Here is a 17,149-nt window from a genome sequence, read left to right as displayed (position 1 = left end):
GCCATATCACCGGAGGATCGGATCATCGGGTGTGACCAAGGCATCTCTCCGCCGACCTCGACCTCCGGCGCCTCTCCCCCTCCCTCCGCACCCAGCGGATAGCCTGGGACCGTGCCCAAACCTCGCCAGCCCGACCCCGAAGTCCACGAGAGCGACTACCGCGTCCCGGCCGCCATCGGCACGGCCGCGTGGGCGATCGCGCTCGTGGTCCTCGTGGCCATGGGAGACGGCCTTCCGGCCTCCGAGACGTGGTGGATCGGCGTGTGTGTGACCGGGATCGCCCTCGGCGTCTTCGGGTTCCTCTACATCCCCCGCCTGTTCCGCAAACGCGACGAGGCGGCGGATCGGGCGGCCGAGCGGAGCACCGGAGGGGACACCCCCGCGCCCGGTGCCTCCTGAACCGCGACCGCCCCACCGGGGCACATCGTCACCTGACCGATAATGGGCGGGTGTCTGAGACAGAATTCCCGCGAGGACTCGCCGACCGCCTCCGCGGCATCCTGATCGACGCCGACTACACGGTGTCCGGGGTCCGCGATCGCCTCGGCGACGCCGCCGCCAAGGCCCTGGCCCGCGAGCAGCTCGTGCCCGCACTCCGCGCCACGGGCGGGGAGGAACGCCTCGGACTGCTCCTGCGCCTGTGGTGGCTCCAGTCCCCCATCCCGGCGCGCGCGGCCCGTTCCATCCTGCCCGTCGACGAACTGGCCGACGCCGGACTGGTCTCCGTCGAGGAGGGACCGGGCGGCACGGTCGTGCGCGCCCTGGTCCACCTCGGCCCCTGGGAACTGGAGGACGGCCGCCCCGGCTTCGTGGTGTCCGACCCCAAGGTCCGCCCGGGCAGCGGGGACGTCCCGCGCGCCGACCACGTCGTCGGCGCGGGCGGCGCCTCGGCCAACCTCTCCCGGCTGATGGTCGACGGCCCCTACGAGCGCGCCCTGGACCTGGGCACCGGCTGCGGCGTGCAGGCCCTGCACCTGGCCTCCCGGGCCCGCGAGGTGGTCGCCACCGACCTCAACCCGCGCGCGGTGCGCCTGGCCGGGATCAGCCTGGCGCTGTCGGGGATCTCCGGCGCGCGGCTGGCCCAGGGGTCGCTGTTCGAGCCGGTCCGGGACGAGCGCTTCGACCTCATCGTCTCCAACCCGCCGTTCGTGATCACCCCCGAGGCGGCCCGCTACACCTACCGCGAGTCGGACCTTCCCGGCGACACCGTCTGCGCCGAGCTGGTCCGGCAGGCCCCGGCCCACCTCACCGAGGGCGGGTGGGCGCAGTTCCTCGCGAACTGGACGCACACCGACTCCGATGACTGGCAGGACCGCGTGGGCGGCTGGATCACCGGCACGGGCTGTTCCGGGTGGGTGGTGCAGCGCGACGTACAGGACCCCGCCGAGTACGTGGAGCTGTGGCTGCGCGACTCCTGCGAGCACGGCACCCCCGAGTACACGCGCCGGTACGACGCCTGGCTGGACTACTTCGACCGCGAGGGCATCAAGGGCATCGGGTTCGGCTGGATCAGCCTGCGCAACGACGTCGCCCAGGACGCCACCGTGCGGGTGGAGGAGCTGCGGCACGACGTGCAGCAGCCGGTCGGCCCCTACCTGCCGGACGTGGTGGACGGGGCGATGACCGCCCACCGCCTCACCGACGCGGCCCTGCTGGCCGCGCACGTGGCCCTGGCGCCGAACGTGGTCGAGGAGCGCGTGGCCGTGCCGGGGGCGCCCGACCCGGAGAAGATCCTGCTGCGCCAGCGCGACGGGCTGCGCCGCGTGGCCCGCATCGGCACCGTGGAGGCGGCCCTGGCGAGCGTCTGCGACGGCACGATGCCGGTCGGTCCGCTACTGGACGCCATCGCCGACCTCATGGGCGAGGACCCGGTGCTGATCCGCGAACGCACCCCGGAGGCACTGCGCACGCTGATCTCCGAGGGGTTCTTCCGCGTCGCCCGCTGACGAACCGTCGGAGGGTGCCCCGGCGATAGTCAGGGGGAACGGCCCCGGAGGTTGACCCCGGGGCCGAGTCCCGGCAGTCGTACCCCGAGGAGCACCACCACCGTGACCACGAACAGCGGCGACCGGCCGTCCGCGTCCCCGACCGCACCGCCGGTGGAGGACACCGTCCGACCCGCACCGGAGACCTCTCCCTGGCCCCGTCTGGTCCTGGCCGTGGCGGCGGGGTTCCTGGTGGGCGTCCTCACCTCGTTCGGGCAGGGCCTCCTCCCCGAGGTGCTGTCGCCCCTGGCCAACTCGTCGGGTTCCTGGAGCCTGGCCGCCCTCCTCCTCGCGTCCCTGTCACCCCGGCGCGGGTTCGCCGTCGCGGTCGGAGTGCTCGCGCTGTTCGCCATGGTGGGCGGATACGACGTGGCCTCGCTCCTGAGGGGGTTCTCCCCGTCTCCGAGCGGATCGCTCTTCTGGTGCACGGCCGCGGTCGTGGTCGGACCGTTCCTGGGGTGGGGAGGGCACGCCCTCAGGAACGGCGACCGGGTCGCCCCGCTCGCGGCGGGCGCGATGAGCGGCGTCCTGGTCGGTGAGGGCGTGTACGGACTCACCGTCATCGCCGACACCACGCCAGCCCCCTACTGGTGGGGGTCGATCACCTTCGGCGCGGCACTCCTCGTGTGGGCCGTGGTCCGACGGTTCCCCCGACCGTCGTCCGCACTACTCGCGGCGGCAGTCTGCGCCGTGGTCGCCACGGCCTTCCTCGCGGTCTACTCGCAGAACCTCATCTCGTTGTTCACCTGGCCCTCCTGACCCAGGGCGGCGGCCGGCGCCCCGTCCCGCCGACCGCGCCCGTGGAGGAGGGCGAACACGGCCGAGACGAGCAGGACACCCGCGGCGATGACCAGGGTGGCCAGGTAACCGTTGTCGAACGCGCGGGCGGCGGCGTCCAGTAGCTCGGCGGAGCCCCCGGAGTCCAGCTCCCCGGCGGCCGCGCGGGCCTCGTCCATGCCCTCGGCCGCCCAGGGGGGCGCACCGGCGGGCAGGACGACCGTCCGGGTGTAGACGGCGGCCATCAGGCTGCCCAGCACCGCGACCCCGGACAGGCTGCCCAGCTCGTAGGAGACCTCCTCCACCGAGGCGGCCATCCCGGCCCGGTGCGCGGGGGCGTTGCCCACGATCGCAGCGGAGGCGGCCGTCATCGCCGCCGCGGTGCCCGCTCCGATCACCAGGAGCCCCGCGACGGTCCACGTCAGCGGCGCGGCCGAGGCCACGGCCACCACCACGGTGCCGAGGGCGGAGGTCGCCAATCCGGCGACGATCATCGGCCGGGTGCCCACCCGGTGCAGCAGCGCCCCGACGACCACCCCCACCGGCAGGGAGCCCAGGGCCATGGCGGCCACGGTGGTCCCCGCCTGCAAGGGGGTGAAGCCGAGGACGAGTTGCAGGCGCTGGGTGAGGACCAGCTGCACACCCGCCAGGGCGAACATCGCCATCCCGGCGGCGAGCACGCCCACGAGGATGCGGGGGTCGCGGAAGAGCGAGAAGTCGATCAGCGGGTGCGCCTGACCGCGTTGGCGCCGCACGAAGCTCCAGAGGCCCCCGACCGCGGCGAACACGGCGACCACGACCGCGACGGCCGAGGGCTCCGGGCCGGTCAGCTCCTTGATCGCGTAGACCACACCCACCAGGCCGACCATCACCTGCGCGGAGGCGACGACGTCCCAGGGGCGGTCGGAGCCGCCCGAGCCGCCGGGGGCCACCACGGCGGCCAGGAGCAGCGCCGCCAGCACGATCGGCACGTTCACCAGGAAGACCGAGCCCCACCAGAAGAACTCCAACAGGGCGCCGCCGACGATGGGGCCGATCGCCGCTCCGACCATCGCCATGGTGCCCCAGACACCGATCGCGATCCCTCGTTCGCGCTCGTCCTCGAAGGTGACGCGGATCAGCGACAGCGTGGCGGGCATCATCGCGGCGGCGCCCACCGCGAGGAAGGCGCGCGCGGCGACGAGCACGGCCGGGCTGGCGGCGTAGGCGGCGGCCAGCGAGGCGGCGCCGAACAGCACGAGCCCCACCAGGTACATGCGCTTGTGGCCGACCCGGTCGCCGAGGGTCCCGGCACCGAGCAGCAGGCCCGCCATCACCAGCGGGTAGGCGTTGATGATCCAGAGCCGTTCCGAGGCGCTGGCCCCGAGGTCGGAGCTGAGGGTGGGCAGGGCCGTGTACAGCACGGTCATGTCCACCGAGATGAGGAGCAGCCCGGCGGAGACGGCGGCCAACACCAGCCAGCGCCTGGCTCCGGAGACCGGGCTGGCACCGGGCTCGGGGGCTCCGGGGTCGCGGACGTCGCTCACGGCCGCTCCCCCCGCTCCCCCGGGTTGGCCGGTTCGCCGGCGACCAGGTCGGCGACGCGGGCCCGCAGCGCCCGTGCCACCTCGTCGGGGAGGGCGTTGCCGGGGGTGGCGTTGAACAGCAGCAGCCCGTCCGCGGCCAGACGCGCCAGGAAGAGGTCCAGCCCGCGGGGGTCGAGCGTGTGCGGGGTGGGGACCCACCGCTCCATGAGTTCGTCCCAGATCCGGGCCAGTTCGGGGTTGGACTCGGCCTCGACCATGAAGGCGAGGTCGGCGTGGCGGACCTCGTCCCGCATCATGACGCGCACGTAGGCGGCGCCGCGTTCCAGGCTGGTGGCCTGGGACCAGGGCTTGCCGAGTTCGGCGACGAGCCGTTCCTCCCAGTGCCGGGTGAGGTGGTGCTGGATCGCCAGGACCAAATCGTCCCTGGTCCGGAAGTGGTAGAGGAGCCCGCCCTTGGTGAGCCCGGCCTCCTCGGCGGTGGCCTCCAGGGTCAGCGCGGTGATGCCCCGCCGATCCGTCAGCCGGACGGCGGCATCGAGGATGAGTGTTCTCGAACTGGGTCGCATGGCAGTAACTGTACCTTCCGGAAGGTACAGTTACGCGGTGTGGCGTACGCCACACCTCCAGCGCCACAGGGTTCCCGTCAGGGGCCGTCCACCGCTCACGAGCCGGGCCGGTAGCGTCGTCGGCATGAGCCCCACTCCGACCGCCCGCGTGGCAGCCCTCGCCGTCCACCCCGTCAAGGGGTGCGCCGGGCAGTCCCTCACCACCGCCGAGTTCACCCCCGCCGGGATCACCCACGACCGTTCGTTCATGGTGGTCGACGACGACGGCGACTTCCGCAGCCAGCGCAGGGACCCGCACATGGCGCGGATCGTCCCGGACCTGGCCGCGGACGGCTCCCGGCTGGTGCTGACCGTGGAGGGCCGCTCCCCCCTGAAGGTGGACGTGGACCCCGAGGGCCCCCGCCTGGACGTGACCGTGCACCACAACCCGCTGGTGGGCGTGGACCAGGGGGACGAGGCCGCCGGGTGGCTCACCGACCTGTTCGGCCGCCCCAGCCGCCTGGTGCGGGTCCCCGACGACAACCGGCGCGTGACCACGGGGGTCACCCCGGGCACCGCCGGGTTCGCGGACGGCCACGCCGTCGTCATCGGGTCGGTGACCTCGTTGGACCTGCTCAACGAGCGCATCGTGGCCAACGGCGCCGACCCCGTGCCCATGGAGCGCTTCCGACCCAACATCGTCGTCACGGGCTGGGCCGAGCCGCACACCGAGGACCTGGTCCGCCGCGTGCGCGTGGGCACCACCGAACTGGGCTACGCGAAGATGTGCACCCGCTGCGCGGTCACCACCGTCGACCAGGAGACCGGGGTCAGGCGCGGCCCCGAACCGCTGCGCGCCCTGGCCGCCTACCGCCGGGTGGCCGACGGAGGCGTGGCCTTCTGCACGAAGTTCGCGGTGACCGCACCCGGCACCGTGTCCGTGGGTGACGCCCTCGACGTCACCGAGTGGGCCGACGCTCCCGAAGCCTAGGAAAAACGCCCCAGACAGAACGACCGCGGACCCGCCTACTCCAGGTCGGCCTCGTCCCGCATGCGGGCGGCGGACGACGGGTCCCGCAGCACGGCGGCGAGCAGGTGGCGGCGAGACCACTGGCCGGTCCGCCAGCACAGGGCCCGCGCCAGCCCCTCCGTCCCGGAAGCGTGCACCGCGCCGTCGCCGGTGTACCAGTCCACCTCCACACCGTCCACGGTGAGGGTCTGGTGGTGCAGGTAGGTGCGATCCGGTTCCCGGTCGCCCGAGAGGAACAGCGCCGCCTCGTCGGGGACCGCGCGGACGCGCCCGGCCGAGTTCACCTTGCCCGTGACGCTCTCCGAAGCCAGGTCCAGGTCGAGGACGTCGGCCAACCGTTCGGCCGCCTCCGCCTCGGCCAGCACCAGCGGCCGGTCGGCCACCAGGGGCAACAGGTCCGGGGAGTCCACCACCACGGCGTCCTCGGCGTCGGCGACGACGATCGCGCCCTCACTGACGGCGCGCACCAGAGAGGGCGGCGTGACGAGGTCGGCGTCCACCCCGGCCAGCGCCGTCCACAGACGGCGCAGGTCGGCGCGGCTCACGTGCCGGGACGGGTCGGCCAGCCGTCGGAGCAGGTCGTCCGGGCCGTCCGGGTCGGCGAGCAGGTCGGCGACCGTGCTCCGCACGCCGAGCGCGCGGGCGAACTCCGGGTCCACGTCGGCGGGCACCTCGTCGTAGAGCCCCGCCAGCGCGGGCTCGGCGTCGACGGTACGCAGACCCACCGGGGCACGGCCGTCCAGCAGGGCCCGGGTGCGCAACCACCAGGCTGTGTAGGAGGGGACGTCGACCACCCGTCCGTCCGGCATGAGCAGACGGGCGGGTTCGACCACCGCCGAGCGCAGCGGTTCCCGGGAGAGCATCTCCAGCGCCCCGGGCCAGGCGTCGTCGGCCACGTAGTCGAGGTCGGCGACGCACACCAGTTCGGGGACCACGGGCGGGAGTTCGGGGTCGCCCACGCGTTCCAGGACGTCGTCCGCCCAGTCGTCCAGACCGTCCGGGCCCTCGTCGCCGTCGTCGTCGAAGAGCGGCGACTCCTCCCCCAGTGCCGCGTCCTCGGCGCGCAGCACGGTGAGCTCCCACAGGGCGCCCACGGCCCGCAGGGCGTCGGTGCCGTGCCTGCGCACCAGGTCCTCGTGCACGGTTCCGAAGGGGGCGTCGTCCACCAGCAGGTCGGCCAGGGGCGCGCCGGGAACGAGGAGTTCGGCGGCGACCGAGTAGCCGTCCTCGTCGTCGCGCAGGGCCAGTTCGGACAGCCAGGGGGCGTCCCGGACCGTCGTCCCGGAGGCCGCCACCAGGTCGAGGACGGCCTCGGCCACGGGTTCGGGGTCGTCGGCGTCCAGTGACGCGCGGACCGCCGCCTCGGTGCGGGGGTCGGCCAGGACGGCGGCGGCCCCGGCCTCCACCGCTCCCAGGCGCAGCAGCAACGGGTGGGCGGCCTCGGGGTGCACCACGCGCACGCCCAGGGTGGCCAGGACGGACGGGTCGAGCCGGTTGCCGTCCGCGTCGGCCACCCGCGCCCAGTCCCCGGTGGGAACCAGCAGCGAGCGCGGCCCCCGCACCAGGCGGTCGTCGGCCAAGGGGACCGGCAGGGAACCGAGTTCGTCGAGTTCGGCCCCGCCGGACCCGGCGGCGGCCAGGGCGGCGTAGAGCCCGCGCCACCACTCCGGCGGACGCCGGGTGTCGCCGAGCAGGTCCGCGAGGTCGGCCAACCCCAGCCGACGCACCCGCAGGGCCGTCAGCGCCGGGTGCCGGGGGCTCCACGAACCGGGCAGCAGCGGCGGGGCGAGCTCGGCCAGCAGATCGACCAGGTCGGGGGCGCCGCTGGCGCCACCGGTGTCCAACAGGACGGCGTCGCGCGGGGCGACGGGGAGACCGGCGGCGGTGACCAGGAACGGGGTGTCCTGGAGCGGTTCGGCGACACGGGTACGGAACACGGCGTCGACGGCCCCGCCGCCCACCCGGGTGGTCGGGACGAGGTCGAGGGCGGCGGCGGGGGCGAACCGGCGCAGCAGCGCACAGTAGGCCTCGGCCGCCTCCATGAGCAGCAGGTCGGTGGCGGCTCCCGGTTGCACCGCCCGGCGGTCCGCGCCCAGCGGGAACGTGCCGATGAGCACGGCGGGGAGGTCCAGTTCGGTGTCCGTGGGGGTGGGCGCGTGCACGACGCGCTCGACGTCGGCGGGCAGCTCCGCCACTCCCCCGTCGGCGGCCACCGGTGCCGCCCACGTCAACGACCAGGACGCGCGGGCGCGGTCCTCGGTGGGGCGGTCCTCCAGCAGGTGGGGGGCGAACTCCCCGGAGCGGCCGAGCACCCGCCAGGACGTGATCCGGCTGCCCCCGGCGTCGCTGTGGGTGGTGACCAGGTCGGTCCCGGCGTCCTCGTCACCGGGCGCCCGGGTGAGCGTGCGCTCCTCGCCGTCGACCACGACGCGCACCTCGGAGAGTCCGTCCAGGGCCAGGAGGAGCGCCTCACCGGTGCGGTCCAGCAGCTCCAGGACCCGGTCGCGGGCGCGCTCCTCGCGCAGGACCAGCGTGACGTAGGTGTCGTAGCCGCGCGCGGGGCGCTCCGGCACGACGTCGGCGGCGAACGGCAGGCGCAGCATCGGCACGTGTCCGGCGCGTCGGCCCACCTCGTCCGCGAGGTCGGCGTGGGTACCGTCGGCGTCGAGCAGGTCGGTGACCACCGCGCGGGCGCGTTCGGCGGAGAAGTGCACCGCGGTGCCGGCGGAGTCCACGGTGACGTCGTCGCTGAGCGCCGCCACGGCGGCGAACCCGACCCCGAACCGGCCCGCCGACCCGTGGTCGTCGCGCTTGCTGGAGGCCCGGAGCGTGGCCAGGGACTCCACGCCCGCCGGGGTCAGCGGCGCACCGGTGTTGGCGGCGGTGAGGCGGTCGCCGTCCAGGCACAGGAGGAGGCGGCCCGGGACGCCCGCGCGGCGGGCGGCGTCGGCGGCGTTCTGCGCGAGCTCCACCACCACCCGGTCGCGGTAGCCGCCGAGCGCGAAGTCCTCCTCCGCGTTGGCGTCCTCGCGGAACCGGGCGGGGGCGTCGGCCCACGCCGCCAGGACGCGCCGACGCAGTTCGGCCGTGTCGAAGGTGTCGGGCACCGAAGCGGTCACCGGCTCGGCCATGGTGGTCTCCTCCTGCGCTGGGCGCGCGGTCCGATCAGCCCCACACGCGCGCGCGGTCACGGACGGGAGCGCCAGGCGAGCTAGTCAGTAGGTCGACCCTAGCCCACGACCGCGGCCGTTCGGGTCCGGACGGGGCGCGTGGCGCGGGCGCCGGGCCGCGCACGGAAGCGGGCCCCGCCGCTGGTGCGACGGGGCCCGTTGCTCAGGTGGATCGGCCCGTGTGGCCGACTCCGTGACGGGTGTCGTCAGGAGTCGCTGGAGACCAGTTCCAGTTCGGTGGTGTCGTCGAAGACGATGTGGTCGTACCCCATCTCGTCGACGACCGGGGCCAGCGGCTCGTTCTGCGGGCCGGGGCGGCGAACCTCGGAGTGGGCTCCGCAGCCGTGGTCGAGTGACACGACGCGGCCGTCGTCGGGCGCGTACTCGTTGGTGCACACGCCGAACATCTGGCGCAGCTCACCCGCGAGCGGTGTCAGGAACCCGCAGGTGGCGCAGGCCGCCGGGGCGGCCGTGGCGATGGGGCTGCGAGGTCCGGCCTCGCCGCCGTACCAGCGCTCCGCGGCCTGCTCGCGGCCGACCTCGGAGAGGACCTGGCGTCGGCCGAGTCCCAGCTCCCACACCATCTGCTTGTCCATGCCCTCGGCGTCGAGTTCGCTGTCGGGCACCTGCGCGTAGCCGGGGACGAGTCGCTCGTCGTCCTCGTCGGTGGGAAGCAGGTCCCCCACACCGACGTCGCCCGGGCGCAGCCGCTCCTTCCAGGGCACCCAGTTGGGGGCGACCAGGGCGCCCTCGCCGGGCAGCAGGACCACCTCGTTGACCGTGACGTCCTTGGCGCGCGAGGCGCGGACGACGGTGACCGAGTAGGTCCATCCGGGGTAGGAGGGGTCCAGGCACTGGAAGTAGTGGGTGACCAGGCGTGTGTCCTCGACCTGGACGGTGAGGTGCTCACCGACCCATTCGGGTCGCCCGACCTCCGCCGCCACCGAGCGGGCCAGATCCACCGCGTCGACACATGCCTTGTCCGGTACAGGAGAACGTCGAGAAGGGCTCACGTTCACCATTCTCACTGATCGCGGGCACCGATTTGACCATAACGCGGGTCAAGGATCGCCCGATACGACCTCTTGACGGAGTCTTGTGCCACCGAAGACGGCGGATACCGGGGATTCGGGCGGTCACCCGCCGTGTTTCCGTGGGTTCAGGACACGAAGTCACACGTTTTTTCGGTCGGCTCAGCGCTGGCGCGATCGAAGGACCCCCGCGACAGCTCGGGGGCGGCGCGGGGCGCCTCCCGGCGCCCTCCACCGCCCCCGACCAGGTCTCACGCGTGGGCCGCGCCTCGCGTCGTCAGGCCTCCAGGTCGTCCGCGACCACGCGCAGCACGGCGGCGACCCGTGCCGCCTCGCGCTTGTCGGGGTGGTGGCCGCGCCGGTAGCCGTTGGACACGTTCTCCAGGAGCTTGATGAGGTCCTCGGTGATGAGCACCATCTCGTCGGGCTTCTTACGCCGGGCCCTGGCGACCGAGTGCTGGGTGTCCAGGAGCCGGACCTGGAGCGCCTGGGCACCCTTGCGGCCCTCGGCCACACCGAACTCGACCCGCTGGCCGGGTGTGAGCCCGGCCGTCCCGGGCGGCAGCGAGGTGGAGTGGACGAACACCTCGCCTCCGTCGTCCCGGGTGAGAAAGCCGAAACCCTTGCCGTCGTCGTACCACTTGACCTTGCCGGTGGGCACGTGGAGACCTCATGCTTTCACTGACGGGCGCGCGCGGCGTCGGAAACGGTGCCGTCCACCTGATTCCCCCGCCCCGGGCGGCCCCTGGTTCCATGGATGCCCCCAGGCTAGTGCCGGGGCCCGCCCCTGGCGAGGGGTTATGCGGGTGCGGCGGCGGGACCGCCGGGCGCACGGAACGAGGCCCGGATGCGGCTCACCCGGGCCTCGTGCGTCGACGCCGCCCCCGTCACCGCTGGGTGCGGAGTGTGGGACGGGACTCGGCGGAGTCAGGGACGCCGTCGACGGGCCGGTGCCCGAGCTGGAGGCCGGACCACCTGTCGTGCACCGCCTCGAAGCGACAGCGGCGGTGTACCACCCATGATGGCCCGCCGGTCCCCGCGGGCGGGGGCGGCAACGGGCCGACCGGAAAAGGCCTTTCCCAGGGTTTGCCAACCAATGACCGAACGGACCGATTCGGGGTCCCGGCCCGAGGGCTGCCGTCGCCGCCCCGCTGCCGACCGCGCGCCGTCAGCTCCGTGCCGTCAGCTCCGTGCCGCCCGGTCCGCGACCCGCGCCGATCGCGCGGCCTTCGGAAAGAGGTACAGCACGCACGCCAACGAGGTGAGGCCCAGGGCGGGGACCCCGGTGGCGGGCAGGGCCTGCTGGATGTACTGGTCGACGAACTTCGCCTCGCCCGTCCACAGGGCCGTGCCGACCACGCAGGCCACCAGGGGGAGCCCCACGCCGATCCACTTGTCCCAGGCGCCCCACACCTGGCTGAGCACGACGAGGGCGGCGCCGAGTACCCAGAGGAAGGCCACGTCCCACCAGACCCCGGCGAGGACGAGCATGACCAGGGCCACGGCCTCGGGCGGGTGGTACCGGACCAGCATGAGGCTGTTGCGGGTCACGCCGGGCTTACGGGAGACCCGGCCGTCCATCCGCAGGTCGGTCTGGCTGGGCCCCTCCAACAGGGACATGATCCCCTGGCTGGGTCCGCCCCGCCACGGCGGCGGCGGGCGGTCCGCGTGGCGCGGTTTGGGCGGGATCATCTCGTCGTCCTCCAGGTCGACGGCCCGGCCGGTCAGCTCCTCCTGAACGATGTGTTCGGGGGAGCCGAAGCCCCGCAGGATGCGCCGCACCGTGTCGGCGTCGTCGGAGTCGGCCGCGGCGCGGCGCTCGTCGATGCGCGCCCGCAGGCCGGTGAGGTAGGCGGTCCTCTCCCTGGCCGACACCCGACCGTGCAGCGCGAGACCGACCTCGGAGAGATAGTCGAGTACCAATTGTTCCGAGCGCTGGGTCATGGCCCCATATTGGCCCACATTGACCTGCCTTTTAACCCCGCCCCCCGAATTTCGGGCAGAGAATTCTCCGCCGATACGGTTCGATTCAGCGTGAAGGGGGAGGCGGCGGGAGCGGGTGTGCTCCGCACCGTCCGATCACCTAGCGTTGATCCGATGACCGACTACGCGCCACCCGGGTCCGACCGGGACACGGACGACCCCGGGGGCCCGCCGGGGCGGCCCCCCACGTTCACCTCCTGGCTGCGCTCGCGCTCCGACGACGAGCTGACCGCCCTGCTGGACGCGCGCCCGGACCTGGCCCAACCGGTCCCCGCCGACATCGGCGCCCTGGCCCACCGCGCGACCTCGCGCAACGCCGCGCTGCGCGCCCTGGAACGGCTCGACCGGTTCACCCTCCAGGTCCTGGAGACCGTGGTGGCGCTCGGCGACGACCGGCTCTCCGAACCGGTGGGGGCCCCACCCGACGCGCTCGCGCACGGGCTCGGGCTGACCCCTTCCCACGGGCGCGGCGTCGAGCCGCTGGACTCCGCTCTGGAGACCCTGCTCTCCCTCGCCCTGGTCTGGCCGGACCGAGGCCGTCTGCGACCCGTCCAGGTCCTGCGCGAACTCCTGCCTCACCCCGCCCAACTGGGCCCGCCCGCGCGCGCCCTCCTCGCGGCGCTCCCGCACGACGCCGTCCGGCGGCTGGCCCGCGACCTCGTCCCGCACAGCACCGCCGACTCACCCGTGGAGACGGTCGCGACCGCGCTGTCCGACCCCGACCGTGTCCGCGCCCTGGTGGGGCAGGTCGGGGAGCCCGCCCGACGCCTCCTGGACAACCTCGCCTGGGGACCGCCCAACGGCACCGTCACCGACGCGCGCCGGGAGGTCGCCCTGGCCTCCGCCGCCTCACCCGTCGAGGAACTCATCGCCCGGGGACTCCTCGTGCCCACCGGCGACGACACCCTGACCCTGCCCCGCGAGGTGGGCCTGCTCCTGCGCTCCGGAGTGCTGTTCCGCGAGGTCGAGACCGCCCCGCCCGGCTTCGAGGGGCGCCAGGTCCCGCCCGAGACCGTCGTCCGCGCCGCCGCAGGACAGGCCTTCACCGTGCTGCGCGCCGTCGACGAGCTACTGGAGCGCTGGTCCCGGGAGCCCGCCGCCGTCCTGCGCAACGGAGGGCTGGGCGTACGCGACCTGCGCCGGGCCGCGCAGGCGATGGACACCGACGAGGACACCGCCGCCCTGTACCTGGAGGTGGTCCGCGCCGCCGGGCTGATCGGCACCGACCACCGCCTCGCGGGCGAGTGGCTGCCGACCCGCGAGTACGACCTGTGGCGCGAGCGCGCCCCGGAGCGGCGGTGGCTGGTGCTGGCCCGGGCCTGGCTCGGCACGGACCGGGTGGCGGCCCTGACCGGTTCCCGTGACGCGGGCGGCCGCGTGCGCAACGTGCTCGGCCCCGGCATGGTGAGACCCGCCGCGCCGCAGGCCCGCCGCGACGTGCTCACGGAACTCGGCGCGGCCGAGCCCGGTCTGGCTCCCGACGACGACTCGCTCCGGGCCCGGCTGGCCTGGCGCCGCCCACGCCGCCAGGGCCCCGTCTACTCGGAGCTGGTCGGCTCCGCGCTCACCGAGGCCGCGGCCCTCGGCCTCACCGGCATGGGCGCGCTGGCCGAGCACACCCGGCCCCTGCTCACGCTCGACGAGGACGCCGACGACACCGCCGCGCGACTCCTCGCCGCCGAGCTGCCCCAGCCGTTGGACTACGTCCTCGTACAGGGCGACCTCACCGCCGTCGCGCCGGGGCCGCTCGTCGCCGACCTCGCCCGGGAGCTGGCCCTGGTCGCCGACGTCGAGTCCACGGGGGGCGCCACCGTGTACCGCTTCACCGAGGACTCCGTGCGGCGCGCCCTGGACGCCGGACGCGGGGTCTCCGACATCACCGGACTGTTGGAGCGCCACTCGCGCACCCCGCTGCCGCAGGCGCTGCGCTACCTGGTGGCGGACGCGGGCCGCAGGCACGGCAGGCTGCGCACCGGGGCGGCCTCCAGCTACCTGCGCTGTGACGAGCCCGCGCTGCTCGCCGAACTGCTCGCGGACCGCCGGGCCGCCGACCTCGAACTGCTGGCGCTCGCGCCGACCGTGGTGGTCAGCGGCCTGAACCGCGCGGCACTGACCGAACGCCTGCGCCAGCTCGGCTACCACCCGGTGGCCGAGACCGGCGACGGCACGATGCGGCTGGGCCGCCCCGAGGTTCGCCGCGCCGAACCGGAGCCCGTCTCCGCCGTCGAGGGCGCGCCGACCCCCGGGCTCACCCGCGCCGCCGTACGCGCGCTGCGGGCCGGGGACGAGGCCGCCACCGTCGCCCGCGTCCCGGTGTCGCTACCGGAGGGCGGCACCGCCGGTTCGCGTGCCTCCGCCGTCATGGAGGTCCTGGCGGGGGCGGCGGCCGACCGGCGCCGGGTGTGGATCGGCTACACGGACACCGACGGCCGCCAGGTCAGCCGGATCGTGGAGCCGTCCAGCGTGGACGGCGGCTTCCTCACCGCCTACGACACGACCCGGGACGCCGTCCACCGGTTCGCGGTCCACCGGATCACCGGGGTGGCCGAGCTCGCCGACTCCGACTGACCCGGCGCGCCCGCGGCCGCCGCGCGTCCGGGTATGGCCGACCGGCGCGCACCGCCGGGGACCACTTTCCGGCCGTCCGGAGTCCGGGCCCGGGTGGACCGAATGGCCGCCATCGGCCACGGACGACGGTCGACGCCGGGCGCGAAGCGGAGAAGATGGGAGGGTTGTGACGGCCGGAGCCGGTGAGGGGAGGTAGGCGACGTGCGACCCGTCGGCCCGGACGATCCCCGGATGATCGGGCCCTACCGCCTCACCCACCTCCTCGGCCAGGGCGGCATGGGACAGGTCTTCCTCGGCCGGACCAGGGGCGGGTGGGACGTGGTCGTGAAGATCATCCGCCCGGACCGCCTGCACGGCAGCGACTCCAGGAGTCCCGAGTACCGCGCCCGCTTCGCCCGCGAGGCCCGGGCGGCCCGCAGCGTCGGCGGTTTCTACACCGCCCACGTGCTCGACGCCGACCCCCTGGCCGAGCAGCCGTGGATCGCGACCGCCTACATCCCCGGGCCCACCCTGTCCCGCGCGGTGCGCGACGACGGCCCGCTGCCCCCGGCGGCCGTCCGCCTCCTGGGCGCGCGCCTGGCGGAGGGGCTGTCCGCCATCCACGCCTGCGGGCTGGTCCACCGCGACCTCAAGCCGGGCAACATCATCCTGGCCGACGACGGCCCCAAGATCATCGACTTCGGCATCGCCCGACCGTTGGACAACACGGCCATCAGCAGCACCGGCCGGGTCTTCGGCACGCTGTCGTTCATGTCCCCGGAGCAGGCCAGGGGCCGGGAGCTCACCCCGGCGTCGGACGTGTTCTCGCTCGGCACGGTGCTCACCCTCGCGTCCACGGGTGTCAACCCGTACCGGACGGACAGCGCGCCCGCCACCCTCCTGCGCGTGGTGGACACGCCGCCCCTGCACGCCCTGGAGGGGCTCCCGCCCGACCTGCGGGAGGTCGTCGCCGCGTGCTGGCACCACACGCCGGAGGAACGCCCCGCGCCGGACGACATCATCGCGCTTCTCCACCATGAGGAACCCGGCGCCGAGGAGCCCGGGCCCCCGGAGCCGACACGGGTCCCACCACCGGAGGAAGCGTCTCTCACGGTGGAGCGGACGACCGAACCGGATTCCGTGCCCGTACCACTGCCGCCTCCCGCGCCCGTCCCCGCCGCCGAAACCACCACCGACACCGGAGACAGCAGCGACAGCGATGGGGACATTACCGGGGTAGGCGAGGAGCAGGGTGCCGCGCGGACCGGCGCAGTCGACACATCGGACGCGACCGGTCCAGGGCACACGACGACGACCGCGCCGCTTCCCGACACGGAACGGTCCGAGCCGGAACCCGAGCCGCAGGGAGACCCCCGTCCGGCCAGGGCCAGCCGTCCGGAGCCCCAGCTACGGCGAACAGCGCGGGTCCACACCACACGACCCGCCAAGCCCCGACCCGCACGCCGGGCCCTGGTCACCTCCTCGGTGGCGCTCCTGGCGCTCATCGGCCTCTCCCTCATCGCCCCCCTCGCCGGATTCCTGGACGGGCCCGCCCCGCACTGGCAGGAGGTACGGGAGGTGGCGTTCGCCCCCGACGCGACCACACTGGCGAGTGTCAGCCGAGACGACGTGCGGATCTGGGACGCCACGAGCGGCGCGGAGCTCCACACCGTCCCGGGGAGTACGGACACCGTCGGCTCGGCGACGTACGCGTCCGACGGCCAGACCCTCGTAACCACCGCGGGCGACACCGCCAGGATCTGGGGCCTCCCGCACGGCCGGGAGCTGGGCGTCCTCACCGGCCATGATGACGCCCTCACCTCCGCCGCGTACGCTCCCAACCGACGCACCCTGGCGACCAGCAGCAGGGACGGGACCGCGCGGATCTGGGACACCGAGAACCAGGAGTCGCGCCACGTCCTCCAAGGGCACGAGGGCGAGGTGACCTCCGTGTCCTACGCACCGGACAGCGCGACCGTGGCCACCACCGGCGCCGACGCCACCGTGCGTCTGTGGAGCGTCTCGACGGGCGAGGAACTCATGGTCCTCCGGGGGCAGGGGGCCGTGGACAGCGCGGTCTTCTCCCCCGACGGAGCGACGCTCACCGTCACCACTGCCAACGGCACCGCACGCGTTTGGGAGATCGAGAGCGGCGACCGACTCCACAACTTCCAGGGGCGCCGGGACATCGGCGTGGTCGCCTACGCACCCGACGGCGGCACCCTCGCCACCAGCGCCGTACCCGGATCGGACCAGACCGACAACGCCGTGCGCGTGTGGGACGTCGAGCGAGGCGAGGAGACCCACGTGCTCGAAGGGCACAGCGACACCGTCACGTCGGTGGTCTACTCACCGGCAGGCACCACCCTCAGCACCTCCAGCTCCGACGGCACCGTACGCGTGTGGGACACCCGCGACGGCGAGGAGCTCCACGTCTTCGGCCAGCACCGGGCCGCTGTCCTCGCGGCTGCCTACTCATCGGACGGCAGGTCCCTGGCGTCCGTCGGCCGCGACGGCGCCGTACTGGTCCGCCGGATCGACTGACCCGCGAGGCA

The 17,149-nt window shown here is 74.3% G+C and carries 12 protein-coding genes; 6 read left to right on the top strand and 6 right to left on the bottom strand.

What is annotated here, in order from left to right; all coding sequences use genetic code 11:
- Window positions 1-111 precede the first annotated feature (111 nt).
- The 3 genes from ACFYL4_RS07075 (at window position 112) to ACFYL4_RS07065 (ending at window position 2,744) form a co-directional block, all read left to right on the top strand.
- The gene (locus ACFYL4_RS07075; protein ID WP_387517072.1) at window positions 112-399 is read left to right on the top strand and encodes a DUF2530 domain-containing protein; all 288 of its coding nucleotides are present in this window, start codon (window positions 112-114) and stop codon (window positions 397-399) included.
- Window positions 400-449: 50 nt separating this feature from the next.
- Complete coding sequence (locus ACFYL4_RS07070) at window positions 450-1,946, top strand: methyltransferase (RefSeq protein WP_357767527.1); 1,497 nt, start codon at window positions 450-452, stop codon at window positions 1,944-1,946.
- A gap of 102 nt (window positions 1,947-2,048) precedes the next feature.
- On the top strand, window positions 2,049-2,744 hold the full coding sequence (locus ACFYL4_RS07065; RefSeq protein ID WP_387517070.1) for a DUF6518 family protein: 696 nt from the start codon (window positions 2,049-2,051) through the stop codon (window positions 2,742-2,744).
- On the opposite strand, the gene ACFYL4_RS07060 is transcribed toward ACFYL4_RS07065, so the two are convergent.
- Window positions 2,702-4,288: an MFS transporter gene (locus ACFYL4_RS07060; RefSeq protein WP_387517068.1), complete on the bottom strand. Its 1,587-nt coding sequence runs from the start codon at window positions 4,286-4,288 to the stop codon at window positions 2,702-2,704. The genes ACFYL4_RS07065 and ACFYL4_RS07060 overlap by 43 nt on opposite strands.
- A complete protein-coding gene (locus ACFYL4_RS07055; protein WP_357767518.1) occupies window positions 4,285-4,854 on the bottom strand; it encodes a TetR/AcrR family transcriptional regulator in 570 nt (189 codons plus the stop codon). Before ACFYL4_RS07055 ends, ACFYL4_RS07060 begins: the two co-directional genes overlap by 4 nt.
- 124 nt (window positions 4,855-4,978) lie before the next feature.
- Between ACFYL4_RS07055 and ACFYL4_RS07050 the strand changes: the two genes are divergently transcribed.
- Window positions 4,979-5,824, top strand: a complete 846-nt coding sequence (locus ACFYL4_RS07050) for an MOSC domain-containing protein (protein ID WP_387517066.1) — start codon at window positions 4,979-4,981, stop codon at window positions 5,822-5,824.
- A 35-nt stretch (window positions 5,825-5,859) separates the two neighbouring features.
- Here the strand turns inward: ACFYL4_RS07050 and ACFYL4_RS07045 are convergent, their stop codons facing one another.
- The 4 genes from ACFYL4_RS07045 to ACFYL4_RS07030 form a co-directional block, all read right to left on the bottom strand.
- Window positions 5,860-8,994, bottom strand: a complete 3,135-nt coding sequence (locus tag ACFYL4_RS07045) for a sacsin N-terminal ATP-binding-like domain-containing protein (RefSeq protein ID WP_387517064.1) — start codon at window positions 8,992-8,994, stop codon at window positions 5,860-5,862.
- Window positions 8,995-9,239: 245 nt separating this feature from the next.
- Window positions 9,240-9,995: a DUF3027 domain-containing protein gene (locus ACFYL4_RS07040; protein ID WP_387517186.1), complete on the bottom strand. Its 756-nt coding sequence runs from the start codon at window positions 9,993-9,995 to the stop codon at window positions 9,240-9,242.
- Window positions 9,996-10,341: 346 nt separating this feature from the next.
- Window positions 10,342-10,725: a cold-shock protein gene (locus ACFYL4_RS07035; RefSeq protein WP_357767509.1), complete on the bottom strand. Its 384-nt coding sequence runs from the start codon at window positions 10,723-10,725 to the stop codon at window positions 10,342-10,344.
- 521 nt (window positions 10,726-11,246) lie between these two features.
- Window positions 11,247-12,008 (bottom strand): HAAS signaling domain-containing protein, encoded by a 762-nt coding sequence (locus ACFYL4_RS07030; RefSeq protein ID WP_357767506.1) that lies wholly within the window; start codon window positions 12,006-12,008, stop codon window positions 11,247-11,249.
- Window positions 12,009-12,161: 153 nt separating this feature from the next.
- On the opposite strand from ACFYL4_RS07030, the gene ACFYL4_RS07025 reads away from it, so the two are divergent.
- On the top strand, window positions 12,162-14,615 hold the full coding sequence (locus tag ACFYL4_RS07025) for a helicase-associated domain-containing protein (protein ID WP_387517060.1): 2,454 nt from the start codon (window positions 12,162-12,164) through the stop codon (window positions 14,613-14,615).
- Between the two features lie 201 nt (window positions 14,616-14,816).
- Window positions 14,817-17,138 carry a WD40 repeat domain-containing serine/threonine protein kinase gene (locus ACFYL4_RS07020; RefSeq protein ID WP_387517058.1) on the top strand — a complete coding sequence of 774 codons (2,322 nt, stop codon included), beginning with the start codon at window positions 14,817-14,819 and terminating at the stop codon, window positions 17,136-17,138.
- Window positions 17,139-17,149 lie beyond the last annotated feature (11 nt).

The organism is Nocardiopsis sp. NPDC006938, assembly GCF_042869555.1.
GTDB lineage: Bacteria > Actinomycetota > Actinomycetes > Streptosporangiales > Streptosporangiaceae > Nocardiopsis.
Note: the sequence above shows the minus strand (reverse complement) of the source record. Positions and strands in the feature narration are given on the sequence as shown.